Genomic DNA, 24,500 nt, shown 5'->3' with positions numbered 1-24,500 from the left:
AAGGTTCTCAGGAGGCGGGCCGCGCCGCGACGGCCTGCCGCGTGCGCTCGCCCGGCGGCACACCGAGATAGCCGAGGATCTGACGGATCGCGGCCGTGGCGTAGCTTCCGGAGGGAAGGAAGAAGCGCAGTTCCGCACGCAGACGCCCGGGGAACTCCTCGTCCGGTTCCGGGCCGCTCACCAGCACGCTGGTCTGTACGACGGTGGCCCGTCGCGAGGCGTGGGTCACCGGGCCGTCCGCGGCGAACTCGTACTTGGTGTACGGGAGCATGACGTTACGGCCCAGGACCCTCGCGGCGTCCTCGGGGCTCGGCGCGTAGCTGAACGGGACGCCCTCGACGCGTACGGGCACCGTGGCGGCACCGCAGACGTCCTCGACTGCCGAGGCCAGTTCGGCGTTCCACAGGTGTGAGGAGTGCGCCGCGAGGTAGAAGGCGGAGGTGCGCGGGTCGAGGCCGGTGAAGAACTCGGCGGCCGGGCCCTCCCACCGCTCGGCGGCGGGGCTCTCGGGCGCCCCCAGTCCGGCCAGCTCTCGCAGCGCCTCGTCCCAGCGTCCGTCGAGCATCGCCGCGCCGACCAGATGCGTACGCCGGGGACCGCCGGGGACGCCGAAGCGCTGGATGTCGTAGTAGTTGAGGACCAGTGCGGTCAGCTTGCGACGGCTGGTCAGCTGCTCCGCCGTGTCGGCGTCGAGATTGCGCACGATCAGGCGGAAGGCGTTGCCTTCGAGGTCTCCGACGCCCAGCGGCTCGGGACCGTGCCCGTAGGGGTGCAGGGTGAGCCAGCGGTCGGCCTCGGCGGCAACGGTCCAGCCTTCTTCGGTGAGGGACGGCACATCAGTGTTCGCGGGTATGCCGATCAGCTGCTCGGTGACGGCGTCCTCGTCCTTCAGCCCGCCGTAGGTGACCTCGCGGCTGCTCAGCCCGAGCGCCGCGGCGACGAGGCGCGACGCCTCCATGGTCGTGTAGCCGCACTTGCGCAGCATCAGGTAGCGCCAGGAGGCGGTCGCGGGCTCCCCGAGCCGGACGACCAGCGACTCGCGCACGAGGAAGTCGGTGGGGAGGTGCTTGACCACAGGCTCAAGTTCAGCCATTGCCTGTGTGTCCTCCGTGAGTGCGGTGCTCGTCCATGTGCCGACGGGCGGTTTTCCGGTACGTCATCGCCCTGACCTGCGCTTGAGCGGTGGCAACGCTCGCACGCACTCTCGGATTCTGTCAAAGTGCCCGAGCCCTCTCCGAGCCGGGTCGGCCAGGCCGCGGAGAACCCCGGGTGTGGGCCGGAGCCGCCCTCGCCGTAGGGTGCACCGGTGCGATCGCGTGGAAGCGAAGCGCTGGTCAGAGCGGTTGTGCGGGGAATATAGGGTGTCGCGGGGCGCACGGTGACGCCCCGGGGGCGCGCTGGCCCAGCCTGACCCGGACCGCAGCGAGGAGGGGCGATGTCGAAGCCTGATGTCAACGCACTGCTGGACGCACTGATGAGCGACCAGGAGTTGCAGAAGCAGTGGGAGTTGAATCCGCGACAGGTCGCGGGCGACTACGACCTCACGCCGCGTCAGCTGGACGCCCTGCTGGACGGGGACGTCGACGCCCTCATCGGTGAGGGCCTCGCTGAACGCCATGTGCAGCAGATGCGTGTGAGCTGGTGACCCGCCCTCTCTCGCTGTCGATCGGGGAAGGGCCCGGATGAGCAACGCGATCAACATGGATGCGATATCGGCCGCCCGCATGAGCGACGAGCCGTTTCCCTATGCGCTGTACGACGAGGCGTTCCACGACACCCGCCCGCTGATCGAGGGGTTTCCCACCGACGGCTTCGCGTGGCACTCGCAGCGCCGCATCCTGGAGACCCTCGGCAAGCGGGGCAGTGATGCCTGGTACCAGCACAGCGTCGCGACGCGCGCCCTGCTGGAACTCGGCGAGGAACGGCCCTACCGCCCCGAGGGCCTTGACGACATCTGGTCGGCCGTCGCGGAGGACCTGACCTCGGCGGAGTACCGGGAGCGGCTGACCGAGCTGACCGGCCACGACGTGCGAAAGCTCAAGATGCAGGCGCACTTCTGGCGGTTCGACGAGGGCGCCTTCTTCCAGCCGCACGTGGACAAGCCGCACAAGATGGTGACGCAGCTCTTCTACCTGACGGACCAGTGGTCCAAGGACATGGGCGGCTGCTTCCGCGTGCTCGGGTCGAACGACCCCGAAGACGTACGCGCCGAGATACCTCCCGTCCCGAACAACTCGATCGTCCTGCGGCGGACCGACAACGCGTGGCACTCCGTCTCGCCGGTCCCGCGCGGCAGCGGCCGCTCGCGCACCCTCCTCCAGGTGTGGTTCTGGGACGACAACCAGTGATCACCGAGAAACCCTCGCGCGCCGTCTGGTGCGCGGAGCCGCACGTGTACGAGGCCGCGGCGGCCGGCCCGGCGGGCGGACCGCTCCCGGTCCTCCTGCCGCGCGAGGCGCGCAGGGCCGCGCTCTGGCGCCGTGTCCTCGACGAGCAGTACGACGGGCCCGCCGCCACCGCACCCGGCAGGGTCGTGGCGGCGATGGGCGCCGAGGCGTCGGCCCCGGCACGGCTCTACGCCTCGGCCACCGGATCGGTGCTCCTGGAGGACACCGGCCTCGACGGCATCGTGCGCGAGGCACGGCGCCCGGGCCCCGCGCTCGTCGTCCTCGGCACCGCCGCGGCCATGCGCGTCGGCGCGCTCGCGCGCCTCGTCGCCGCCGCGCGCGAGGCGGGCCGCCCCCTCGGTCTGCTCACCGGCCGTGACCCCGCGGGCCTCTCCTTCTCCGTGGCCAAGGCGCTGCTCGCCCCCCGCGCTTCGCTGGGCGGCCTGGACCGCTTCGACGCCCCCTCGCACCACGCGGACGAGAACACCACCGCCCCGCCGCCGACGCTGGTGCGCGAGCTGGTGCGCCCGGCGCTGGTCAAGCTGCTGCGCACCCATGGCGAGGGCGGCCACGCGAAACTGCCCGGCGCGGTGGTGTGCGGTGTGCTCGATGACGCCGAGTTCCCCGAGCACCCGGACCTCGGGTGCGGCAGGGAGCCCCGTCGCTGCAAGCGGGCCGGCGGGCGCCTGGTGGTGGGAGCGGACGAGATCGCCTCGCCGGTCGTGGCCTTCGTCTGCTGCAACGGTTTCAACGTCGCGGGTGAGCTGTACCCCTCGGACGTGTCGGTCGCGCTCGGTCTTGTGGACGGATGGGCGGGCGCGGTGATCGCCCCGATCCGCCCGCTGATCGCGCCGGACGCGGTGGTGGAGCCCCTGCGCGACGGCCTCGCCCACGGTGAGCCGCTCGGTGCGCTGACGGCCCGCCTCAACCAGGTCTGCGCCGAACTCGGGCAGCCGGACGCCTTCGTCCTGCACGGCGATCCGCACCTGACGGTGACGGGCGAGCCGGGCACCGTCCCGCTCCCCGCCGACTCCGGGCCCGCACCGGCCCCCGACAGGATCACGGTGACCGGCGGCCCAGCGGCGACCCCGGCCGCGGCGGACGACGACCTCGCCGCCGCCGAGGACTGGCTCGTGCGCCTGCTGCGCCGCCTCGAACGCGCGGGCAGGCTGCGCCGTGCTCTCGGCTCCTGGCTCTCCGGGCGCCCCGAGGACGCCGAGGAGGCCGCCCGGGTGACCCGTCGGCTCGACAGCCTGGAGCGCCACGCCCTCAACGCCCTGAAGTGGGCCCAGTCGAGACCCACCGGGCCCTCGCGCGAGGCGCTGCTGCGCAGCGTCGCGCTCGTACGGCTCTCGCTCGGGCAGACCGACCGGACCCTGGTGCGCCTGCTTCTGGACGCCCGGGCCTCGGTGGACCCCTTCGACCTCGGCTACTACGACCTCAGGCTGACCGGCACCGCACAGGGCCCCGACTGCTCTCGCTGCGGGAGCCCCACCGAGGTGCAGACCTTCGCGGGCGCCGGCGCGGGCGGTGACCGGCACCGCGCGCACTCCTGCCTCGTCTGCGGGCCGCTCTCGGCGAGCCGGCTCGGCGCACCGGAGCTGACGGCCTACGCGATGGACCCCCGCGTCCGCGTGGGGGAGCGGGTCGAACTGCGGGTGCACCTGCGGGTGCCGGAGCAGACCCGGCGCGTCGTGCCGGCCGTCCAGCTCTACACCCGGATCTTCGACAAGGCCAACGACCTGTGCCTGTTCGAGCGCGCCGAGAGCCTTCCGGCCCGCACCACCGATGTCGAGGTGGCGTTCACCGTGCCCGAGGGCTGCGGCATGGACCTGCACAGCGCGCGGTTCGCGGTGACCGGCGGCCTCGACTTCGCCTACGCCCGAGTCCGCTTCGCCGTGCTCCCCGCCAGGAAGTCCTGATGAGTACCACGACCAACGAGGCGACGCGCAGCGTCGGCGACGGCACCCGGGAGACGGCGGCGTTCCTCGGCGCCCCCGGCGAGGCCGTGTTCGCCTGCCTCCACGAGCCCAGCGGACCGCCTACGGCCCTCGTCGTGGTGTGCTCCTCGATCGGGGCCGAGTGGAAGCACAACTACCGCCGTGAGGTCCTGCTCGGGCGTGCCCTCGCCCGCGTCGGCGTCGCGACCGTGCGCTTCCACTACACCGGTGTGGGCAACAGCGACGACGGGACTGCCGACTTCGACCGGATGGTGCTCGACGCCGCGCTCACGGAGCGGTGGGCGCTGGAGCGGTGCGGCACGGTCCCGGTCGCCTACTTCGGCGCGAAGTTCGGTGCTCTGGTCGCTGCTGCGGCGGCGGCCCGGCGCCCCGGGGCGCCGCTCGCCGCCTGGGGAGCCGCGCTCGACGGTGCCTCGTACTTCCGCGAGCTGTTCCGCGTCGAGCGGGTCGGCCGGGTCGCGGCCGCGGGCTCGCGACTGGACGGCGAGGCACTCGGCCCGCGCGAGTCCCTGGAACGCGGACTCCCCGCCGACCTGCTGGGCTACACCGTCGAGCCGGCCTTCTACGACTCCGCGCTGACCCGCTCGCTGGAACGGGAACTGGCCGCCGCTCCCCGCGTCGCGCGCCTGTTCGAGATCGGCGAGCCGAGAGCGGCACTGGCCGATGTCGCGGCGCGGCTGGCCGCTCACGAGGTGCGCGTGGAGATCGGCACCGTACCCGCGCAGCAGAACTGGTGGCTGCACGACAAGGACTGGACGGCGGACGAGCGGCGGGACTCCGTCATCGGCCTGATCGAGGAGACGTTGCAATGGCTGCTCTCGGAACTACCGGCACCGAGCACGAGGCACCCCTCTTCCTCCCGGCCGGGGACCAATCGCTCTTCGGCGTGATCTCCTCGCCGCCCGCCCCCGACGGCACCGGCGTGCTGCTGCTCTCCGGCGGGGTCTATGTGCTCAACACGAACAAGAACCGCATGTACGTCCGGCTCTCCCGCGCCCTGACCGCGCGCGGGGCCCGCGTGCTGCGCCTCGACTACCGCGGCGTCGGCGAGAGCACCGGCATGATCGGCGACTACGCCCTCGACGACCCCAGCCCACAGGACGTGCGTGCGGGGATCGACGCGCTCCTGGCGGCGGGCGCTCGGCGGATCGCGGTGGTCGGTTCCTGCTACGGCGCACGCGCCGCGATGCACGAGGCCGCCGCCGACCCTTCCCTGTACGCCACCGTCCTGCTCGCCCCACCGGTCGGTGACACCGGGCGGGGCGCCGTCGCCCGGCCCGGCGACGTAGGACCGGTCTTCCTCGACAGAGTCACGACGCTCCGGAACCGCGCCGTCCCGACGCTGTTCGTCTACGGCGAACAGGACCCCTACTACGCGGACTTCGCCGCCTGCGCGAGCGGGCCGTTGCGGCCGCTGCTCGCCGAGGGCTCGTCCCTGAGCGTGCGGGTGCTGCCCGGGCAGATGCACGGCCTGCAACGGGTGGCGACGCAGGACGCCTTCGTGGCGGCCGCCCTCGACTTCCTGACCGCGATACCCGCCGGAGCCGCGCGATGACCGCCGCGACCACCTTGCTGAGCCCTTCCTGGGCGCGCCGCGAGGCGCACCACGAGCCCTACCGCTGGCTGGCCACCGAGCCGGGCGACCTGTTCGCGCCCGGCGTCGCCGAGGACCTGGCGGCGTGCTTCCCCGAGGACGGCTACGTCCGCCTGGACACCAGCGATCGCGAGAGCGGCAAGCGTTACCGCAACCGTTCGCGAGCCGTCGCCTCCTCCCCGCAGGACGGCGACGACGCCGGACTCCCCGAGCCGTGGCGCAGACTCGTCGACGAGCTGAGGACCGGCGACTACCGGACGCAGGTGGCCCGGGTCCTGGGCCAGGAGCCCGCGAGCGGCCTGGAGATCCGTCTGGTGCGGCACAGCGGCGGAGACTGGCTGGGACCGCACACCGACCGGGCGGACAAGCTGTTCAGCCACATCGTGTACTTCAATCCCGGGTGGCGTGCGGAGTGGGGCGGCTGTCTGGAGATCCTCCCCGGCGAGCACGACCCGGCCGTCGCGCGCGTCGTGCCGTGCCTCGGCGCCTCGGCGCTCCTGTGCCCGGCACCGAACTCCTGGCACCAGGTCACGGCGGTGGCCCCCGGGGCGGAGCGTGAACGGCGGTCCCTGCTCGTCCACGGTCTGCGCTGAGCGCACGGTCCACCGGCGACGCCCCCCCCCGGGCCCGGCGCCCGCTCGATCCCCATGGAAGGAACACCCCGCGTGAAGGTCCTGGTCTGCTGGCCACCGCACGTCCCCAGCTACTTCAACGCCGGCCACCACTTGCCGGTCTTCTCCCTTGCCGCCTACCTGCGCGCCGCGGGCCACGAGGTGGACGCGCTGGACGCCGGTGCGCTCAACCACACCTGGAAGGAGTTCGCCGACACCCTTTACCAGGGCGCCTACGAGGCGGTCGTCCTGGTGAACGACTTCGACGTGGTCGAGGGCGTCCGGCGAGCAGCCGACTACGCGCGTGCCCTGGCACCGGCCGCCGGACTGGTGACGGTCGGGCGGCTCAGCCACCAGAACAGCGGCTTCTTCCAGTCGCTCGATCTCGACGCCGTCGCGGTCGGCGGCGACTACGAACCGGCGGTCACCGAGGCGCTGGAATGGATGGCCCGGGGGCGCCCCGAGGACCCCGACCTGGCGGGCGTCGCGGTGCGCACGGCCGACGGCTGGGTCGCCCCGAAGAGGCCCGGCACCAGGCTCCCGGTCGAGGAGTGGGTGCTGCCGGACGTACGCGAGATCCCGTACACGCACTACGAGAACCTGTACAGCAACGACCAGAACAAGTTCTGCGGCATCCCGCAGCGGCGCGAGCTGGTGGTGCCGGTCGCGCGCGGCTGCCCGGTCGGCTGCGACTTCTGCGACGTGCCCGCCATGCAGGGCCTGAGCGAGCGGCGGATGCCGGTGGCGCGGGTCATGGACTACATACGGCGGAGCTTCGAGGAGCACCCCTTCGAGTACGTGGCCTTCTACGCGCCGACCTTCACACTCCGGCGCCCGTGGATCGTCGAGCTGTGCGAGGCGATGGCCGCCGAACCGCGCGAGTACCAGTGGAAGTGCGCGACCACCATGCACCACCTCGACGAGGAACTGATCGCGAGGATGGGGCGCTCGGGCTGCGTACGTATCAGCGTCGGCGTGGAGACCTTCCAGCCGGAGGCCGAGACCGGCCTGCCCCGGATCAAGCGCGACGCGCGGCGGCGCTTCGACGATCTGGTCAGGTGGTGTCACCAGGCCGGTGTCGAACTGAACTGTTTCGTCATCGTCGGGCTGCCGGGCACCACCCCGGACGGCGCCCGGCACACCATCGAGCTGATCAACGAAGCCGGGGCGCGGGCCAGGCCCACGCTCTACACGCCGTACCACCTGATGCGACCGGACATGACCGAGCGTGAGTTGAGCGGCTTCAACCGGCACACCTTCATCCCCGGCGACCCGGCCGCCGACCCGCGGCAGGACCCGCTGGAGTTCCTCGACGTGGTCTTCGGCGGCGACGGGTACACCACGCCCGTCACTGAGCGCATCCCGCGAGCCGAACCGGCCCCGGTACGTCCGTGACCCGCCGGACGCACCCCCCAGCCCGGCGGTAGCTGCCTGCCCGCCGAACCCGCACGCCGCACCCGGCGTGGTGTGACGAACGGAGCGACGACCTTGGACTTCTCCTGGACCGCGGAGCAGCTGGAACTGCGCGCCTCCGCCGAGCGGTTCGCCCGGGAGCGACTCGACGGAGACGATCTGTCCGAACGGGAGCGGGAGGAGCGCCTCAGCCCCGAAGCGTGGCGGAGCTGCGCCGAGTTCGGCGTGCTCGGCCTTCCTGTGCCCCCCGAACTGGGCGGCCAGGGCGCCTCCCTGCTCGACACGGTGGTGGTCCTCGAAGCACTCGGGTACGGATGCCGGGACAACGGTCTGCTCTTCTCGGTGGGAGCGCACCTGTGGTCCTGCGTGCTTCCTCTCCTGCGCTTCGGCACGCCGGAGCAGAAGGAGCGCTACCTGCCCTCGTTGTGCGACGGCTCGCGGATCGGCGTCCAGGCCGTCACGGAGACGTCCTCCGGTTCCGACGCGCTGGCCGTGCGGACCACGGCGACGCCCACACCGGACGGCCACTACGTGCTCGACGGCGTGAAGACGTTCATCACCAACGCTCCCGTCGCCGACCTCTTCATCGTCCTGGCCGCCGTCCCCGGCACGCCGCAGAAGTCGGGCCTGTGCGCCTTTCTCGTCGAGCGGGACACACCCGGAGTGCATGTCGCCGCGCCGTTCGGGAAGATGGGCCTGCGCACCTCGCCGCTCAGCGAGGTCTCCTTCGACGGCTGCCGGGTCCCCGCCGAGGCGATGCTCGGAGTGCGGGGCAGCGGCATGTCGGTGTTCACCACGACCATCGAGTGGGAGCGGTCGTTCATCCTCGCCCCGGCTCTCGGCACCATGCGCCGTCAGGTCGAGGAGTGCGTCGAGCACGCGCGTACGCACCAGAGGTTCGGGCAGCCGATCGGCCGCAACCAGGCGGTGTCGCACCGCATCGCCGACATGTCCGTGCGCCTGGAGGCGGCCCGGCTGCTGCTGTACCGGCTGGCCTGGCTCAAGGACCAGGGCAGACGCACCACGTCGGAGTCGGCCATGGTAAAACTCTTCGTCAGTGAGTCCTTCGTACAGTCCGGCATGGCCGCGCTCGAAACCTTCGGGGCGTCCGGCTACATGACGGGCAGTCCACAGGAGCGGGACCTGCGGGATGCGCTCGCCGGAAAGATCTACTCCGGGACCACGGACATCCAGCACAACATCATCGCCGGAATGCTCGGCATGTGAGCCCGTTCACTCGTGGAAGCGATCGAGAAGATCGAGAAAGGCGGAGGAGCCTCTTGTCCGGCAACATAGCGCGCGAGACGGCGCAGTTCATCGTCAAGGAAGTCGGCTGGGAGGGGGACGCGGCGGAACTGACCGACGACTATCCGCTCATCGACGCCGGAGTCCTGGACTCCCTCGGGCTCCTGACGGTCGTCGCGCACCTGGAGTCGAGGTACGGCATCGTGGTCGACGACATGGAGATCGGGCCGGTGCACTTCGGCACGCTGGGCGGCATCGAGCAGTACGTCACGGGCAAGCAGGGCGCTGCCGCCTGACGCCCCCCGCCGCAACGCCGGGCGCCCCGCCGCACTTCCGCGGCGGGGCGCCCGGCGTCCGCGCGTCCGAAGGGTGCCGGGCCCGGAGCCCGCGGCACCCGTTTCAGGCCGGTCAGGGGCACCCGGTCAGCTGCCGGAAGCGGTCGGCGGCGGCCTTCACGCGCTCGGCGTGGTGATACGTGGACTCGTACCACAGGCCACCGGTGAGCGAGCCTTCTTCCATACGCAGGTCGAGGAAGAGCGTCCGGGCGCTTCCTCGCGCCGCCTGTCGCGAGGCGTAGGCCAACGGGGGGAAGGTGCGCGGGTACTCGTGCAGCCGGGCATCGAGGCCGTCGAACGGGACGCGTTCCACGGGCGGGTCCAGGACCAGCCCGGTGATGCCGTTGAGACGGAACTCCACGTGCGCGAGGCAGGACCGGAAGAAGGCGTCGTCGCCCTCACGGCCGAGCACCGGGGCGACCCTCGCTCCGTACGGGAGATCGGCGGTGCCCGCCGCGGCGCGCACGCCCGTGTGCACCTGCCGCAGGAACTCGGCCGGGTCCCGGACGCCGAGGTCGAAGGGGATCTCCACGGGAGCGCTGAACAGCCCGAGAGCGGTGGTGCTGGAAGGTTCGTCACGGCCGTGCGCGATCGTGGTGCCCACCAGGCGTTCCCTGTCGTAGACCTCTCCGACCGCGCGCGTGAGGGCGGCGAGCAGCAGGGAGTACGGGGTCACGCGCGCGGTCCGGGCGGCCCGCCGGAGGCTCGCGACGCCGTCGGGGCCGAAGGCCATCGGCACGAGGACGTAGTCCCCGGCGAGGGGCGGCTCGCCCATCCCGTCGCCCTCCAGCGGTTCGGCGGCTCCGTGCTCGCGGAGTACCCGCACCAGCTCGGCCGTACGGTGCTCCTTCGCGGCGAGGACGGCCGGGTCCCGCTCGCGCCGGATGAACGCGGCGTACGAGAACTCCGTCGGCGCCGCAGGCGTGCGGTCGTTGCCCGCACGGCGGTTGTAGGCCTCGGTGAGGTGGCGTATCAGAAGCTTGCCGCTGGCCCCGTCGAAGACCAGGTGATGGAACGCGAGGACGAGGACGTGCTCGTCGGGAGAGAAGGCCAGCAGGGTGAACACGGCCAGCGGGCCCGCGAGGTCGAAGGGGCGCGAGGTGATCTCGCCGACCGCGTCCTGCGGTGAACGCCCGGTCATGTCGATGACGTGGAGCGGAAGATGGCCGGGGGCCACCCGTTGCAGGGGCCGCGGGTCGTCCAGCGGCCGCGCGGTGGCGGGAACGAGCGAGAGCCGCAGTGCGTCGTGCAGGGACGTGACCTCGGCGACCGCCTCCCGGAGGGCGCCGACGTCCAGGGGGCCGCGCAGGTGGACGGTCTCCGTCAGCTCCATGGAGTAGGAGTCCGGGGCGTAGCAGCGGGTCCACTCCCAGCACCAGTCCTGCCGGGAGGACAAGGGAATGAGCCCGGCATCCGGCGCTGCTGTCCCAGGCATACTTCTCGCTCTCCTCGGTGTGCACGACGAGGCTCTCGGCGCCCCGAATGATCGCGATGAAGGGTACGGGGAAGACGGGGGGCGGCTCCGCGCGGGTGCGGGCAGCGGCCCCGTGCGGCGTGTTTTGACAGTCGATAATCCGTACGAATAGCATCTCCCGGGCTCTCAACAGTGCCGTTTTTCACCCAGATGAGGCAGGTTTCGGATGTGCCACGGGTCGAGCGCCTCCTGATGACCTCTTCCTATGTCCCCGTCACCACCGTCGGGGCCTCGGGTCTCCGCGTCTCCCGCATCGGCGTGGGCTGCTCGCGGTTCGGCACGGACCTTTCCGAGGACGACGCGAGGGCGATCACCGACGCGGCCTTCGACGCCGGGATCACCTTCTTCGACACCGCCGACTCGTACGGCGGGGGCGCGAGCGAGCGCGTTCTCGGCAGAGCCCTGGCCGGCCGTCGCGACGAGAGCGTCGTCGCCACCAAGTTCCGGCACGCGGGGCCCGTGCCCGGCGCCGGACGCAAGAGCATCCGTGTCGCTGTGGACAACAGCCTGCGCCGCCTCGGTCGTGAGTACATCGACCTCTACCAGGTGCACGCCCCCGACCCGGCCACGCCGGTGGAGGAAACCCTCGACGCCCTCCAGGAACTGGTGCGGCAGGGGAAGATCCTCTACTACGGCCTGTGCAACGTCCGCTCCTGGCAGGTCGTCGAGGCGCAACTCCTGGCCAGGGCCATGGGCGGGCCGCCCCTCACCGCCGTCCAGGCGCAGCTCAACCTCGTGGAGCGGGCACGCCTGGACGACCTCGGCCAGGTCGCGAAGCGTTACGGTGTGGGGCTGTTGGCCGCGTCCCCGCTCGCCCGGGGGCTCCTCGGCGGTTCCTACGACCGGGACACCCCGCCACCACGCGCCCACCCCCTCCTTACCCGCAAGGGGGTGGGGTACTGGGGCACGAGCGGCCTCGACACGCTGGAGCGGGTCCGGGAAGTCGCCGCGGCCCTGGGGCAGTCGCCCGCGCGTACCGCGTTGGGCGCCCTGCTCGCGCGGGCGGAGGGCGCCGTGGCACTCATCGGAGGCTCCTCGGCCGCACAGGTCGTCGACGCCGCCGGGGCCGACCCCGCCGTCCTGGCGGACTCCGATGTCCGCTACCTCTTCGGGCAGAGCGACCGGCGCTGACCCGCCGGTGCCGACCGCCCCGCACGGCGCCGTGCGCACCGCCCAGACAGGACCCGAGGAGGACGGATGACCACCGCGACCGGCCGTCGGCGCACACCCCTTGCCGACGGCACTGGGGGCGGCGCGGCCCCGGCGCCGCGCAGAGTCCTCCTCCTCGGCTCACCGGGCTCCGGCAAGACGACCCTGGCGCGCACGCTCGGTGCGGCCACCGGTCTGCCCGTGCGTCACCTCGACGACGAGTACTGGGGTGCCGGGTGGACCCGGCCGTCGCACGAGGAGTGGCGCGCGCGGCTGGACGCCCTCACCGGGGCGGACCGGTGGATCATCGACGGCAACCACCTCAGGACGCTGGGGCAGCGCGCCCCGCACGCGGATCTGGTGGTCCTTCTCGACGTGCCCACACGTGTGTGTGTACGCCGGGTGCTGCTGCGTGCCGCCCGCATCCGGGGCGGCGCCTACGAGGCCCTGCCGCGCCGCGTGCGCGAGGAGGCCGAGGCCGGGCACCGGGTCAGGGCCACCAAGGACTTCCTGCCCCTGCTGCGCATGGTGCTCCGCTTCCGGCGGCGGGACTGGTGGCGGGGCATCGAGCTGGTCCAGGAGACGTCCGGCGCACGGACCGTGGTCGTGGCGGCGCCCGGCCTCCTGGGCACCCGCACGGCACGGATACGCCGACGGCTCGCACGCCGTGGAGTACCCGCCGATGTCGTCCCCCTGGGCACCGCCCCGGCGGAACTCGTACGCCTGACGTCCCCCGGTCCCGCCGGGCAGGCCGCAGGACACCTCGGCACAGAAGGAGAAAGCCGGTCATGAGGACAGGCACGGCGGCCGGTGGCCGGGGCGGGGGGCCGCGGGGCCGGCGCGCACAGGACGGGCCGGCCGTGAGGAACGCGCCCCTGCTCCCGGGCGACGTGGCCAACTTCAGGGACCTGGCCGGTACACCGGCGGCGGGGGGCCGTACCGTCCGTCCGCACCGCCTGCTGCGCTCTTCCGCCCTCGTCGCGCCCGCCCCGCACACCGCCGACGCGCTCGTCTCGCTGCTCGGCCCCGCCGTCTACGCGGACCTGCGCACGGACCGGGAGATCGACCGGGACGGGGCGCCGGAAGCGCTGGTGGAGCGCGGCTGGCGGTGGCTCCGCATCCCCGTACAGGATCTGCCGGACGACCGTACGCGGCGCGAGACGGCCGCGGACCGGTACCGGCGGTCCATGCCCGCCTGCCTGCGGGCCGCCGAGTCCGTCGCCGCCGAACTGGTGGGCGGGCCCGTCGTCGTGGCGTGCTCGCTCGGCAAGGACCGGACCGGAACGGTCGTCGCTCTGCTGCTGCGGTGGCTGGGGGTCTCCCCGGAGCACATCGCTTCGGATCACGAGCTGAGCAACGAGTGTCTGGCGCGGGACCGTGCTCTGCTGCCCCAGCGCTGGCGGGACGGGGGCGAGATCGGCCGGGTGCGGGGCGCCGACTGCCTGGCGGCCGTCGACCTCGCGGCCCCGCCCCGCCCCGGCGTCGGCGAGGAGCACGCCGCCCTGCGCAGCGCCCTCCTGAGGTGAGCGCGGGGGCGGCCGGCGGACCGATGGCCGTCAGTCGTCCCAGCGGCAGTGGCTCTCCCACCATGCCTCGGCGGCTCTCATCCGCGGTGCGAGGTCGGTCCCCAGCGGGGCTGAGACCAGGAGCCGCGCCACGTGATCGGCCACCGAGCGGGCCCCGTCGTGGACGCTGCCCGGTGCGGCCGTCGTCACGTAGTGGTCCGCGCCCTCCAGCGGACAGTGCTCGGGCAGCGCACGCAACGTCCCCCTGCGGGGCGTGAACCAGCAGAAGCCCGTGAGCCGTTCGGGCTCGGGTGTGAGCGACCGGGGGTCCGGGGGGAGTCCGGCCTGCCCGCGCAGGCCGGCCCCGTAGAGGCTGACGCCGTTCGCCCGCTCGTAGCACGGGGCGTGGCCGCTGCCGCCCGGCCTGGCGGCGATCTCGCAGAGGACCAGTTCGTCCTGCGGTGTGTGGAACACCTCGGCGTGGAAGGCGGTGACCTCACGGGGGCCGGGGAGAGCGGCGACCACCCGTGCGGCGAACTCCCGCACGCGCTCGCCGACATGATCGCCCCGGGGGAGCATCCAGCCCGTCATGTGCCGGGATTCGGTGACGACCGAGAGATTGGAATGTCCCATCCGCAGAGGGCGGCTCTGCACCACCTCGCCGTCCGCCATGAGCCCGTCGACCACATAGCAGTCCCCCCGCACCCACGCCTCGGCGAGCAGCGGGAGCCCGCCCCGGAACGGGGTGGTGTCCAGGTAGCGGTCGAGGGCGGCCCCGTCCGCCAGCACCCGGACGCCCACCGACCCCCCGCCGTCCAGCGGCTTGACGACCAGCGGGAAGCCGGTCTCCCCGGCGAAGCGGCGCAGCGACTCGGCGGAGTCGACGCGCCGCATCGGCGCGACAGGCAGCCCGGCGGCCGAGACCAGGCTCTTCATCAGGTACTTGTCGCGGTACGCCCGCGCGCTGTGCGTCGTCTGGCCGGGAAGACCCAGCCGCTCGCGCAGCCGGGCGGCGCGCAGCAGGTCCACCTCCGTGGTGCTGAGCACCCTGTCGAACGCGTGGCGCCCGGCGAGGTCGAGCGCGCGGCGCTCGACCTCCGGCCCGTCGTAGTCCTCGACGGACACGATCTCCGCGAAGCGGCCGGTGACCTCGGCCCGGTCCCTGCCCGCCAGCGCCGAGGACGCCGTCACGAGGACCAGCTCCGCGTCCGCGTCGGCGAGCCAGCCGGGAATCCGGTCCACGAGCGGCCGGCGGTTGAGGACGAGGAGGCTCACGAGGGCGCTCCCGCCGCGGCTTCGGCGGGCGAGGCGGCGAGCGCCGCCCGCAGAGCCGTCAGGAAGTCCTCGCAGACGTCCTTGCCCGCCACGGTGAAACGTACGCAGCCCTCCAGGGTGGAGACACCCGACAGGTCGCGGACGCGATAGCCCTCCTCCGAGAGGCGCGCGACGACCGCGGCCGCACGATCCGGGCCGCCCACCCTGACCGTGATGAAGTTGCCGCCCGACGGCAGGGGTTCGAGCCCCCACTCGCGCAACGTCCGTGCCGTCGCCTCCCTGTTCTCGCGTACTTCCCGCCAGATCGGCTCGTAGCGCGCGCCGTCCGCGAGGGCGGCGCGCGCTACGGCGAGGGAGGGACCGGAGACGGTCTCCTCCAGTCCGCCGACCGCGAGCCGGGCGACGAGATCCGGCTCACCGCAGGTGACGGCCACGCGTGCGCCCGCGAGCCCGTGGGACTTGGAGAGCGTCTGCACGACGAGGACTCCTTCGCCGCGCCTGCGCAGCAGGGCGTCCACCGGGCCGTCGAAGGCCTGGTAGCAGGCGTCGATGACGAGCAGGTGCCCGCGCTCCCGGGCCAGGGCCGCGAGGCGGTCGAGCGTCTCGTCCGGCAGGACCCAGCCCACCGGGCCGTTCGGGACGCTGACCGCGATCAACGCGCCCGTGGTCCGCTCGGCGGCGGCGCACAGCGCCTCGCCCTGCTCCGCAGGGTCACCGCGCTCGGTGACGACCCGCTGTACCGGGACGCCGCTGAGCGCCGCCTGGCGCTCCCACGCGTCGTAGTTCGGATACTGGAGCAGCAGGGTGCCGGGGCCTTCGCGGGTGGCCGCGTAGTACGAGCAGACGGCGCGCAGCGCCACGTCCGAGCCGGGAGTCAGCACGAACTCCTCGGGTGCGAGCCCGAGGCGTTCCCCCACCTCGACGACGGGGGGGCCGGACACGGGATACCTGCGCAGATCCTCCGGGGCGACGCGGGACAGCGCGTCCGCGAGGACGGCGCCGACATCGGGATGCGTCAACTCGTTGCTGCTCAGATTGGTCCGGGCATCGTGGGTGCGCCGACTGGTGATCGTCTCGTCCTCTCTCCATGGTGTCTACGCGCGCACACTACTTGTCCAGGCGAACTGGTGTGCCCATGCCTGGGGTAAAATCGCCCTGTTATGGGTGGGGGGCACCCCGCGTACACCGACCCGCCAGGGAGAGCATGTGAGCAGGGCTGTCGCGCCTCGAACACCGGCCGAGGGGCGAGCCCGGGGGACGGGAGCGTCGGACACCCTCCTGGTCCACGGCGGTCGACGGCTGCGCGGTGCGGTGGACACCGCGGGCTTCAAGCACTCCCTCGTCACCGTGGTCGCCGCCGCGGCCGCGGCCCGGGCCGAGGTGCGCGTGGCCAACTGCCCCGACCTCGCGGAGACCGAGGCGCTCGCCGGGCTGGTGTCCGGGCTGGGCGGCCGGGTCACACGCGGCCCGGGAACCCTCACCGTGGACGCGAGCGACCTCCAGGGCCACGCCATCGACGAGGAGACGGCGGGCAGCATCCACGGTTCGGTGTACCTGGCGCCCGCGCTGCTGGCCCGCCACGGCGCGGCGGTGATGGTGAACAGCGGGGGCTGCCGCCTGGGTGACGGCCCGGGAGGCCACCGGCCCATCGAGCAGTACGTGGACGTGTTCCGGCGCTTCGGGGCCCGTCTCACCGTCCGCACCGAGGAGCGCGTGGTCATCGAGGCCGACCGGCTGACCGGCTGCGAGATCGACCTGCTGGACTACACCGCGGACCGGTCCCTGCGCTCCGGCCCGCTCTACTCCGGTGCCTGCAAGACGGCTGTGCTCTGTGCCGCCGTCGCACACGGCACCAGTGTGCTGCACCACTTGTACCCGAAGCCCGACGTGACCGACCTGGTGAACGTCCTGCGGGCCCTCGGCGCAGATATCGAGACCTTCGGCGAAGGCTCCCTGATCGTGCGGGGCCGCGGGCCGGAGTCCCTGGACCGTCCCGCGACGCACACGCTGCTGCCCGACCTCATCGAGGTGGTGACGTGGATGTGTGCCGGTGCCCTGCTCGGCGAGGAGCCGATCCGGGTGCGCGGAGAACAGATGGGAGCGGCGCTGCGCGCGCTCAGGCCCGAGACGGAGGTGCTGGAGCGGTTCGGCGTACGCCTCGACCAGGGGGACGCCGAGGTGGTGGTCCACCCGGCCCGCGAACTGCGGGGGACGGACGTCACCATCGCCTCGCACGGCGTGTTCAGCGACAGCCAGCCCTTCCTCGCTCTGCTCGCCACCCACGCCCGGGGCGCCTCCACCATCCGCGAGACCGTGTGGAACTCCCGCTTCGGGTATGTGGAGGGGCTGACCGCGATGGGGGCCGAGGTGCGGCGTGACGGGGCGTCCGTCACCGTGGAAGGCCTGCGCCCGCCCCGGCTGCCGGGACGATCGGTGCACGCCCCCGAGCTGCGCAGCGCGGCGATGCTGCTCCTCGCCGCTCTCGGAGTGCCGGGCACCACCGAGATCACCGGCACCCACCACCTCGCCCGGGGATACCCGGACCTGGTGGGCTCCCTGGGCGCGCTCGGCGCCCGTATCGAGCGGCTCTGACCGCAGCCGGAGCGACGTCTCGCGGAGGTGCGGCGGGCTCAGCGGAGTCCCGCCGCCCGTGCCAGGGACTCCTCCAGCGCCGAGGCGGCGGTCTCGTCCTCGACCGCCTCGATGCCGGTGAGCGGGGTGACCGTCACATATCCGGCCGCGAGCAGCCCCGCATCGGTCCTCGGGTCCACGACGGCCGCGGAGGCATCGGCCTCCAGGCGGACTTCGCCCGCCGCCCCGGGGTGTGCGCTGAGCCGTGCGCGGCCGCCGGCCGCCAGCCGCCCCCAGCGGACGCCGCGCAGGTCCTCGAAGGGCACATCGGGCACGTTGACGTTGAGGACGGTGCGCTTGCGGGCCGCCACGATCCATTCGGTGGCCAGACCGGCCACTCTGGCGGCGGTGTCGAGGTGCTCAGGGGCGGCGGAGTCCACGCTCACCGCCAGCCCGGACATTCCGAGCGTCGCCGCGGTGAGCGCGGCGCACACGGTTCCCGAGTGCAGGACCGCACGCCCCACGTTGGCACCGGCGTTGATCCCCGACACCACGCACCACGGCCTGGCGCCCGGGGGAGCGAGGCGGGCCACCAGGACCGCGAGAGCGGGTGTGCCGTCGATGCCCCGGACCGGAATCCCCGGCAGGCCGGGCAGCGTGAGCGTCTCGGTGGAGAGCACCCGGCCCGAGCCGTGGTCCATCGCGGAGCCCGCGCCGCTACGGTCCGTCAGCGGCGCGACGACGTCGGGCTCGTGCCCCGTGGCGGCGACGGCCGCGGCGAGCGCGCGGATGCCGGGGGAGTGCACGCCGTCGTCGTTCGTCACGAGGATTCTCATGGCGCGTTCACCGGGTCCGGGGCCGGGTTCCCGTCCGCGGCGGGGCCCCGTGTGGCCGCCAGCTCCGCGAAGGAGTCCACGTCGGGCGCGTCGAACGCGTCGGTGATCCACACGTCCGCGCCGCACCTGTCACGCACCAGCTCCACGATGCGCACCACTGTCAGTGAGTCGGCGCCGAGGTCGAAGAAGTCCCAGGCCGGGTCGAAATCGTCGAGGCGCAGTGCTTCCCGGACGATGTCGAGCACCTGGGCGTGGATGGTCCGGTCCATGGCTTTCCCTTCGGACGGCGCGTACCGGGCGGGTGCGGCGGGCGTATGGCGGCCGGTCAACGGACGTACTCGACGAGGGCGGCCGCCCACGAGCGCGGACTGGAGGCGAGCAGAAGGACGGGTTCCCCGGGGACGGCCTCCCCGCGCCGGGCGAGTTCGGCCAGGTTCACCAGGATGTCCGCGGAGAAGCAGTGCCCGAGGTCGGCCTGGGTCGGGCAGTGGGCACGTCGCGGATCGACCCCCGCGGCCAGGGCGAGGAAGGACCGTGACGCGTCCCCGTAGTTGCCCATGAGGATCTTGCCGACGTCCCGGCGTTCCAGCCCGAGCGGTTCCAGCGCCCGGCGGACGATCCCGCCCACAGCCCGGGTCGTGGCCCGCGCGACGGCCAGTTCCCTGGCCGAGGACTCGGTGTCCAACCGGACGCCGAGGGAGAGGGACCGCAGCCGGACGGCGGGCCCGTCCCCGACCGGTTCACGGCTCACCAGACAGGAGGCCGCACCGTCACTGAGGACCGTTGTCCCGCTGGGGAGATACCGCGTCCCCGTGCTCACCCGGTCCGCGGTCACCAGGAGGACGGAGGACGCCGTACCGGCACGTACCGCATCACGGGCCGCGGCCAGTCCCGGGCCCAGGTTCCCGCAGCCGGAACCGCCCACGATCACCCCCGGCAGGTCGGAGCGGCCGGTACCGGCCAGGAAGTCCCACAGGTCCATGGTGGGAGAGACGGCGGCGGGTGTGTCGGTGCAGAGCACGGCCGAGTCGACGGAGGCGTCGCCCGCGGCCGCGAGGGTCGCACGGGCACTCGCGGTCGCCAACTCGGGTACCGGCGAGGCGGACACCCGTACGTGCCGCAGTCCTTGCTCCCGCAGCCGTTCGGCGTGGTCGGCGACCGTCGCGTCGTCGAGTTCCGCCAACGGCACGCGTTCCCCGGCCGCATGGGCGAACCCGGACAGGTACACCGTGTCTGTGCCGTCGCTCATGGACCGGCCTTCCGTCTCGTGCGCGGATCGAGCCGCGTCGGGTTCCCGGGGCCGCCCTCCGCCGGGGGCGGGCGCCACTGTGAGGACACCGGTCCGACCGACCGTACGAGCGCCTTGCGGCCCTTGGTCCGTACCCGGGCGCGCTGCCGAGGAGGAGGCGCACAATGCGCGTCCCACCTGGGAGGATGCGCGCAATCCCGGCCGGGGACCAATGGTACGGTACGGTAAAATTATCGCTCCAGCGGTGCGGGGAGGGCAGGGGTGACGGGTACGACAGGCGTGCCGACAGCCGTCGAATTCCCGCCCTCGGGTCTCGTCACCGGCATCCTCCGGGCCGCCGTCTCCCGATACCCCGACCGGCCCGCGGTCACGGACGGCCGCGCGCGGTGGAGCTATGCGGATCTGCACCGACACAGCCTTCGCCTCGCGTCGTTGCTGCACGAACGCGGGGTCCGTCGAGGCGACCGGGTCGTCCTCGTCCTTCCGAACGGACCCGAGTTCGTCGCCCTCTTCTGGGCCGTCCTGCGGCTGGGCGCGGTCGTGGTCCCCGCCGCACCGGAAATGACGCCCCGCCAACTGGAACACCTGGGGCGCGACTGTTCCGCGACGCTGTGGGTCACCGCCTCGGACGCCCCGGGGCGGGCACCCGCCTCCGCGACGCTCGGCATCGACGTCGTGCGGGAGGCTCTGGCCGCGCAGGCCGACGACCGGGTCCGCGAACCGGCGCCCACCGGTTGCGGGTCCGGCGACACAGCCCTCCTGATCTACACCTCCGGAAGTACCGCCGCCCCCAAGGGTGTCCTCTGTCCCCACGAACGCGTCGTGTTCGCGGCGACGGCGATCTCCGCCCGCCTCGGCCTGCGGTCCACCGACGTCGTCTCCTGCCGGCTGCCCTTCTCCTTCGACTACGGCCTCTACCAGATCCTCCTGGCCGCCCTCGCGGGTGCGTGTCTCGCCGTGCCCCGGCAGCGCACCGAGGTCGAGACGCTCCGCGTCCTCAGGGACCTCGGTGTCACGGTGGTGCCGGTCGTGCCCACCTTGGCGGCCCTCCTCGCCCGCCTGGCGACACGTGATCCCCGCCCGACCTCGGTGCGCCGCTTCACCAACACCGGTGCCCACCTCACAGCCGAGCACTGCCGCCGCCTGCGCGAGGCGTTCCCGGGGGCCGACATCCTCTCCATGTACGGGATGACGGAGTGCAAGCGCATCACCGTCTCCGAGCCGGACGACGATCTGCGCCACCCGGGCACCGTCGGCACCGCCCTGCCCGGGACCGAGGTGACCGTCGTCGATGACGCGGGCAGACCGGTGCGTGCGGGGACGACCGGCGAGATCGTCGTGCGCGGGCCCCACGTGATGGCGGGTTACCACGCGGCGCCCGGGCCGACGGCCGAGCGCTTCCGGGCCGGGGCCGACGGGGAGACGGTGCTCCACACCGGGGACCACGGCCGGATGGACAGCGCGGGCAGGCTGTGGCTGGAGGGCCGCCGGGACGACATCTTCAAACGGCGGGGCGTGCGCATGTCCGTCGCCGAGATCGAGGCGGCGGCGCTGACGGTCCCGGGTGTCGAGGAGGCGGCCGCGGTTCCCGACGTGCCGGGCGCGGGACTCGTCCTCTGGTACACGGGGAAGGCCGCGCCCGAACTGCTGCCCCCGGCACTGGCCGAACGGCTCGATCCCGCCCGCCGCCCGGACCGCGCGTACCGGCTGGAGGAGCTGCCCCGGACCCGCCACGGGAAGACCGACCGCAGTCGGCTGGCGACGCTCCCCGGCGGCCCCGCCCCCTGCGACGACCAACCCACCGCTCCGTACGACGGCCGTCCCCGGCCGGAAGCACCGCACAGAGGTAAGCGATGACCCACTCATCCCCAGACACCGCGCACCCGGAAGAGCTGGAGGAACTTCTGCGCCCCTTGCTGCCGTTGCTTCCTCCCACCGAGCCGATCCGGCCCGACCTCGACCTCCAGGCGGCCGGGCTCGACTCGCTCGGCACGGTGGAGCTGCTCACCGGCGTCGAGGACCACTTCGGCATCGAGATCCCCGAGGAGATGCTGACCTTCGAGCTGTTCAGCACGCCCTCGGCGCTCTGGGACGCGGTGAGGACCCTGCGCTCGCGCGCGGACGGGCGGAGCTGTTCATGACGTCGCCGTCTGCGGGCCCGCCCGACGCGGGCGCTTCCGGTACGGCGGACGCGGAACCGGCCGGGCTCGACCCGCGTGAGCGGCGAGCCCTGCTCGACCTCGGCGCGCGCTTCGGCACCCCGCTGTACGTCCTGCGGCTCGACCGGGTGCGGGACGCCGCGGCGCGGCTGCGTGCCGCCCTGCCGGAGGAATCCCGGCTCTACTACTCGCTCAAGGCGAACCCCGACCCCCACGTCGTTGCTGTCCTGGCCCGGGCCGGGCTGGCCGCAGAGGTCAGCTCCACCGGTGAACTCGATGTCGCGCTGCGCGCCGGGTTCGCGCCCGAGGACTTCCTCTACACCGGTCCGGGGAAGACAGCGGCGGAGATTACGGCCGCCCTCGGCGCGGGTGTGCGGCTGTTCTCCGTGGAGTCGGTGGCCGACTACCGGCGCGTCGCACGGTTGTCGGCCGGAGCCGGCACGACAGCGCGGTGCCTGGTGCGACTGAACGCGGGCGGTGCCTCGGGTGCCGGTCTGCGGATGACGGGCAAGCCCTCGCAGTTCGGCATGGACGAGCGAGAGCTCGGAGAGCTGCTCGCCGCCCGGAGTGACCACCTGGAGATCGTGGGCACCCATCTGTTCGCGGGCACCAACATCGAGGGGGAGGCCGCACTCCTGGCGGAGTTCGCCGCCGCAGCCGAGGCGACCGCGTCGGCCCGGAAACGACTCGGCCTCACCGGCGGCATCGCCGACCTGGGCGGCGGCTTCGCCGCACCCTACGCCCGGCCGGGCTCCCCGGCCGGATATCCGTCGCTGCGCGTGGAGCTGGAGAAGGTCCTCGACCGTACGCTCCCGGGCTGGCGCGAGGGTTCCCCGGCCGTCGCCTTCGAGTCCGGCCGGGCACTGACGGGCGACAGCGGCACGCTCCTCAGCTCCGTCACCGACGTCAAGACCAGCCACGACACCGTCTACGTGGTGCTCGACGCCGGTACGAACGTGCTGGGCGGCATGGCAGGGCTCGGGCGTCTCATGACGGCCGGGGTGCGGGCCGAGCCGCTCGACGACGCGGAGCCGTCCAGCGAGGAGCGGCCGACCGTGCTGGTGGGTCCGCTGTGCACGCCGCTGGACGTGCTCGCGAGACGTAGCGTCATGAGGCCCCCTGCCGTGGACTCGCTGCTCGCGGTGCCCAACACCGGCGCGTACGGACTTCATGCGAGCCTGCTCGGTTTCCTCAGCCGCCCCCTGCCGGGCTGTGTCGTGCTCGACGGGGAGGACGTCGTGTCCGCCAGCAGGCTGGAGCTGGTGGCCCGGCCGCTGCCCGACCGCCAGGCCGAAGGGACCGGGGAGTGAACGGCGACGAGAACGCCGGGGCACCGGAAGCGGAGTGGGAGGACGCGGTGGCGACGGCCGCCTCGGTGCTGGCCGAGCATGCCGCTCGGGTGGACGGGGACGGCGTCTTTCCCTCCGAGAGCCTGGCCGCTCTGCGGGAGCTCGGCCTCATGGGTCTGCTGGTGCCCAGGGAGTACGGCGGTCTCGGTCTCGGGCTCGGCGCGTTCACCACGGCGGCGGGACAGCTCGCGGCCGGTTGCCTGTCCACCGCGCTGATCTGGGCGATGCACGGCCAGCAGGTGGATGCCGTGGTCCGGTACGGATCCGAGCGCCTGCGCCGTGAGGTGCTGCCCCGGGTGGCGGCCGGAGAGCTGTACCTCGCCTCCGTCACCACGGAGCGGGGCAAGGGCGGGGACCTCCTCACCGCGCGTTCCGCGCTGCGACAGGACGAGACCGGCATCCTCCTCGACCGGGACGCCCCGGTGGTGACCGGCGGCAACCAGGCCGACGCCTTCCTCGTCACCGCGCGTGTCTCCCCCGACGCGGCCCCCACGGAGAGCTCCCTGGTCTACGCCGACCGTTCGCTTCTGAACATCGACGAGGTCGGAAGCTGGAAGGCCATGGGCATGCGGGGCACCCGCAGTGTGGGCCTGCGTCTTACCGGCCGTGTGCCGGAGTGGGGTGTCATCGGGCCGCCGGGCCGGTTCCGCGAGGTCGCCACCGAGAGCCTGATCCCCCTGGGACACCTCGGGTGGAGCGCCTGCTGGCTCGGTGCGGCGCGAGGCGCCTTCAGCGAGGTGACGAAGCGCCTGCGGGCCCGGGACGAACTGATCCGGGTGGACATCCGGTCGGAGCTGGTCCAGGAGAGGATCGGACGGATCCGGGTGGACCTGGAACTGGTCGGCGCCTACCTGGAGCAGACCCGGATGGAGGTGGAGGCGGTCCGCGCCGCGGCGGGGACGCTGTCGCGACCAGCCACCCAGATCCGGCTCAACACGCTCAAACTGGCCGCCTCGGAGCTGAGTTTCCGCGCGGTGGACCGGCTGGTTCAGCTGTCGGGCCTCTCCGTCGGCTACCGGCAGGACTCGCCCGTGCCCCTGGAGCGCGTCTTCCGGGATCTGCGGTCGGCGGCACTCAACTACTCCAATGACCGGCTCTGGACGACCGTCGGCCTGCACAGTGTGCTGGACCACACGCCGCGTACCCCCCGTTTCGGCGAGCCCGGGGCCGGACCCGGACCCGGGTGATCGTTGATCGCTGCATGTCATAATGTCGTATCAATGTCGTGTTTCGGCCTCCCGGCCCCGCCACCTCGGGTACGGGGAGTGGCCCGTCGGACAGGCTCAGCCCTCTCCGGCCTCACGAACGATCAGGCGGTTGTGCGCGGCACGCTGCTGAAACCCTCACAGCAGGCACGATCGCCGGCCTCGGCGCGAGAAACGGAACA

At 72.9% G+C, this 24,500-nt stretch carries 24 protein-coding genes; 17 read left to right on the top strand and 7 right to left on the bottom strand.

The window, feature by feature from the left end:
* Positions 1-7 precede the first annotated feature (7 nt).
* Complete coding sequence (truD, locus tag ACZ5WC_RS08375) at positions 8-1,093, bottom strand: tRNA pseudouridine(13) synthase TruD (RefSeq protein WP_468540079.1); 1,086 nt, start codon at positions 1,091-1,093, stop codon at positions 8-10.
* Between the two features lie 342 nt (positions 1,094-1,435).
* Here truD and ACZ5WC_RS08370 point away from each other — a divergent pair, with 342 nt between their 5' ends.
* The 9 genes from ACZ5WC_RS08370 (at position 1,436) to ACZ5WC_RS08330 (ending at position 9,507) form a co-directional block, all read left to right on the top strand.
* Entirely contained in the window at positions 1,436-1,645 is a 210-nt protein-coding gene (locus ACZ5WC_RS08370; protein ID WP_096628750.1) for a hypothetical protein, read from the top strand.
* Between the two features lie 37 nt (positions 1,646-1,682).
* The gene (locus ACZ5WC_RS08365; RefSeq protein WP_468540078.1) at positions 1,683-2,348 is read left to right on the top strand and encodes a 2OG-Fe(II) oxygenase; all 666 of its coding nucleotides are present in this window, start codon (positions 1,683-1,685) and stop codon (positions 2,346-2,348) included.
* Positions 2,345-4,309 carry a hypothetical protein gene (locus ACZ5WC_RS08360; RefSeq protein ID WP_468540077.1) on the top strand — a complete coding sequence of 655 codons (1,965 nt, stop codon included), beginning with the start codon at positions 2,345-2,347 and terminating at the stop codon, positions 4,307-4,309. The genes ACZ5WC_RS08365 and ACZ5WC_RS08360 overlap by 4 nt, the downstream gene beginning before the upstream one ends.
* Entirely contained in the window at positions 4,309-5,238 is a 930-nt protein-coding gene (locus ACZ5WC_RS08355) for an alpha/beta hydrolase family protein (RefSeq protein ID WP_468540076.1), read from the top strand. The genes ACZ5WC_RS08360 and ACZ5WC_RS08355 overlap by 1 nt, the downstream gene beginning before the upstream one ends.
* Positions 5,157-5,903, top strand: a complete 747-nt coding sequence (locus tag ACZ5WC_RS08350; protein ID WP_468540075.1) for an alpha/beta hydrolase — start codon at positions 5,157-5,159, stop codon at positions 5,901-5,903. Before ACZ5WC_RS08355 ends, ACZ5WC_RS08350 begins: the two co-directional genes overlap by 82 nt.
* A complete protein-coding gene (locus tag ACZ5WC_RS08345; RefSeq protein WP_468540074.1) occupies positions 5,900-6,535 on the top strand; it encodes a 2OG-Fe(II) oxygenase family protein in 636 nt (211 codons plus the stop codon). Before ACZ5WC_RS08350 ends, ACZ5WC_RS08345 begins: the two co-directional genes overlap by 4 nt.
* A gap of 72 nt (positions 6,536-6,607) precedes the next feature.
* On the top strand, positions 6,608-7,948 hold the full coding sequence (locus ACZ5WC_RS08340) for a B12-binding domain-containing radical SAM protein (RefSeq protein ID WP_468540073.1): 1,341 nt from the start codon (positions 6,608-6,610) through the stop codon (positions 7,946-7,948).
* A gap of 93 nt (positions 7,949-8,041) precedes the next feature.
* Entirely contained in the window at positions 8,042-9,193 is a 1,152-nt protein-coding gene (locus tag ACZ5WC_RS08335) for an acyl-CoA dehydrogenase family protein (protein ID WP_468540072.1), read from the top strand.
* Between the two features lie 53 nt (positions 9,194-9,246).
* Complete coding sequence (locus ACZ5WC_RS08330) at positions 9,247-9,507, top strand: acyl carrier protein (RefSeq protein ID WP_468540071.1); 261 nt, start codon at positions 9,247-9,249, stop codon at positions 9,505-9,507.
* Positions 9,508-9,619: 112 nt separating this feature from the next.
* Here ACZ5WC_RS08330 and ACZ5WC_RS08325 read toward each other — a convergent pair whose 3' ends face one another.
* A complete protein-coding gene (locus ACZ5WC_RS08325) occupies positions 9,620-10,981 on the bottom strand; it encodes a condensation domain-containing protein (RefSeq protein ID WP_468540070.1) in 1,362 nt (453 codons plus the stop codon).
* Positions 10,982-11,212: 231 nt separating this feature from the next.
* Between ACZ5WC_RS08325 and ACZ5WC_RS08320 the strand changes: the two genes are divergently transcribed.
* From ACZ5WC_RS08320 to ACZ5WC_RS08310, 3 genes are all read left to right on the top strand, one after another.
* A complete protein-coding gene (locus ACZ5WC_RS08320; protein WP_468540069.1) occupies positions 11,213-12,151 on the top strand; it encodes an aldo/keto reductase in 939 nt (312 codons plus the stop codon).
* Between the two features lie 66 nt (positions 12,152-12,217).
* Positions 12,218-12,961, top strand: coding sequence for an AAA family ATPase (locus tag ACZ5WC_RS08315; RefSeq protein WP_468540068.1), 744 nt, complete (start codon positions 12,218-12,220; stop codon positions 12,959-12,961).
* Positions 12,962-13,029: 68 nt separating this feature from the next.
* Complete coding sequence (locus tag ACZ5WC_RS08310) at positions 13,030-13,695, top strand: tyrosine-protein phosphatase (protein ID WP_468540067.1); 666 nt, start codon at positions 13,030-13,032, stop codon at positions 13,693-13,695.
* Positions 13,696-13,725: 30 nt separating this feature from the next.
* On the opposite strand, the gene ACZ5WC_RS08305 is transcribed toward ACZ5WC_RS08310, so the two are convergent.
* Complete coding sequence (locus tag ACZ5WC_RS08305; protein ID WP_468540066.1) at positions 13,726-14,949, bottom strand: ATP-grasp domain-containing protein; 1,224 nt, start codon at positions 14,947-14,949, stop codon at positions 13,726-13,728.
* Complete coding sequence (locus ACZ5WC_RS08300; protein ID WP_468540532.1) at positions 14,946-15,983, bottom strand: aminotransferase class I/II-fold pyridoxal phosphate-dependent enzyme; 1,038 nt, start codon at positions 15,981-15,983, stop codon at positions 14,946-14,948. Before ACZ5WC_RS08300 ends, ACZ5WC_RS08305 begins: the two co-directional genes overlap by 4 nt.
* A gap of 172 nt (positions 15,984-16,155) precedes the next feature.
* Here ACZ5WC_RS08300 and ACZ5WC_RS08295 point away from each other — a divergent pair, with 172 nt between their 5' ends.
* Positions 16,156-17,541 carry a hypothetical protein gene (locus ACZ5WC_RS08295; RefSeq protein ID WP_468540065.1) on the top strand — a complete coding sequence of 462 codons (1,386 nt, stop codon included), beginning with the start codon at positions 16,156-16,158 and terminating at the stop codon, positions 17,539-17,541.
* 38 nt (positions 17,542-17,579) lie between these two features.
* Here the strand turns inward: ACZ5WC_RS08295 and surE are convergent, their stop codons facing one another.
* Genes surE through ACZ5WC_RS08280 form a run of 3 tightly spaced genes read right to left on the bottom strand, consistent with a single transcriptional unit; the run spans position 17,580 to position 19,605 of the window.
* Entirely contained in the window at positions 17,580-18,344 is a 765-nt protein-coding gene (gene surE / locus ACZ5WC_RS08290; protein ID WP_468540064.1) for a 5'/3'-nucleotidase SurE, read from the bottom strand.
* A gap of 8 nt (positions 18,345-18,352) precedes the next feature.
* Entirely contained in the window at positions 18,353-18,625 is a 273-nt protein-coding gene (locus tag ACZ5WC_RS08285) for an acyl carrier protein (protein WP_468540063.1), read from the bottom strand.
* Positions 18,626-18,681: 56 nt separating this feature from the next.
* A complete protein-coding gene (locus tag ACZ5WC_RS08280) occupies positions 18,682-19,605 on the bottom strand; it encodes a hypothetical protein (protein ID WP_468540062.1) in 924 nt (307 codons plus the stop codon).
* Between the two features lie 261 nt (positions 19,606-19,866).
* On the opposite strand from ACZ5WC_RS08280, the gene ACZ5WC_RS08275 reads away from it, so the two are divergent.
* From ACZ5WC_RS08275 to ACZ5WC_RS08260, 4 genes are read left to right on the top strand one after another with little or no spacing between them, the layout of a single operon-like run.
* Positions 19,867-21,462, top strand: a complete 1,596-nt coding sequence (locus ACZ5WC_RS08275) for a class I adenylate-forming enzyme family protein (protein ID WP_468540061.1) — start codon at positions 19,867-19,869, stop codon at positions 21,460-21,462.
* Entirely contained in the window at positions 21,459-21,746 is a 288-nt protein-coding gene (locus tag ACZ5WC_RS08270) for a phosphopantetheine-binding protein (RefSeq protein ID WP_468540060.1), read from the top strand. The genes ACZ5WC_RS08275 and ACZ5WC_RS08270 overlap by 4 nt, the downstream gene beginning before the upstream one ends.
* On the top strand, positions 21,743-23,074 hold the full coding sequence (locus tag ACZ5WC_RS08265) for an alanine racemase (protein ID WP_468540059.1): 1,332 nt from the start codon (positions 21,743-21,745) through the stop codon (positions 23,072-23,074). Before ACZ5WC_RS08270 ends, ACZ5WC_RS08265 begins: the two co-directional genes overlap by 4 nt.
* The gene (locus ACZ5WC_RS08260) at positions 23,071-24,300 is read left to right on the top strand and encodes an acyl-CoA dehydrogenase family protein (RefSeq protein WP_468540058.1); all 1,230 of its coding nucleotides are present in this window, start codon (positions 23,071-23,073) and stop codon (positions 24,298-24,300) included. Before ACZ5WC_RS08265 ends, ACZ5WC_RS08260 begins: the two co-directional genes overlap by 4 nt.
* Positions 24,301-24,500: the final 200 nt, after the last annotated feature.

The sequence above is a fragment of the Streptomyces sp. NPDC033165 genome, assembly GCF_055577965.1.
The sequence above is the reverse complement of the archived record's forward strand: the minus strand, read 5'-3'. Positions and strand labels throughout refer to the sequence as shown.

Bases quoted from the DNA above. Each gene is read 5' to 3' on its own strand.
- truD (WP_468540079.1), bottom strand. From the start codon at position 1,093: ATGGCTGAACTTGAGCCTGTGGTCAAGCACCTCCCCACCGACTTCCTC.
- ACZ5WC_RS08370 (WP_096628750.1), top strand. From the start codon at position 1,436: ATGTCGAAGCCTGATGTCAACGCACTGCTGGACGCACTGATGAGCGAC.
- ACZ5WC_RS08365 (WP_468540078.1), top strand. From the start codon at position 1,683: ATGAGCAACGCGATCAACATGGATGCGATATCGGCCGCCCGCATGAGC.
- ACZ5WC_RS08355 (WP_468540076.1), top strand. From the start codon at position 4,309: ATGAGTACCACGACCAACGAGGCGACGCGCAGCGTCGGCGACGGCACC.
- ACZ5WC_RS08350 (WP_468540075.1), top strand. From the start codon at position 5,157: ATGGCTGCTCTCGGAACTACCGGCACCGAGCACGAGGCACCCCTCTTC.
- ACZ5WC_RS08345 (WP_468540074.1), top strand. From the start codon at position 5,900: ATGACCGCCGCGACCACCTTGCTGAGCCCTTCCTGGGCGCGCCGCGAG.
- ACZ5WC_RS08325 (WP_468540070.1), bottom strand. From the start codon at position 10,981: ATGCCTGGGACAGCAGCGCCGGATGCCGGGCTCATTCCCTTGTCCTCC.
- ACZ5WC_RS08320 (WP_468540069.1), top strand. From the start codon at position 11,213: ATGACCTCTTCCTATGTCCCCGTCACCACCGTCGGGGCCTCGGGTCTC.
- ACZ5WC_RS08315 (WP_468540068.1), top strand. From the start codon at position 12,218: ATGACCACCGCGACCGGCCGTCGGCGCACACCCCTTGCCGACGGCACT.
- ACZ5WC_RS08285 (WP_468540063.1), bottom strand. From the start codon at position 18,625: ATGGACCGGACCATCCACGCCCAGGTGCTCGACATCGTCCGGGAAGCA.
- ACZ5WC_RS08280 (WP_468540062.1), bottom strand. From the start codon at position 19,605: ATGAGCGACGGCACAGACACGGTGTACCTGTCCGGGTTCGCCCATGCG.
- ACZ5WC_RS08270 (WP_468540060.1), top strand. From the start codon at position 21,459: ATGACCCACTCATCCCCAGACACCGCGCACCCGGAAGAGCTGGAGGAA.
- ACZ5WC_RS08265 (WP_468540059.1), top strand. From the start codon at position 21,743: ATGACGTCGCCGTCTGCGGGCCCGCCCGACGCGGGCGCTTCCGGTACG.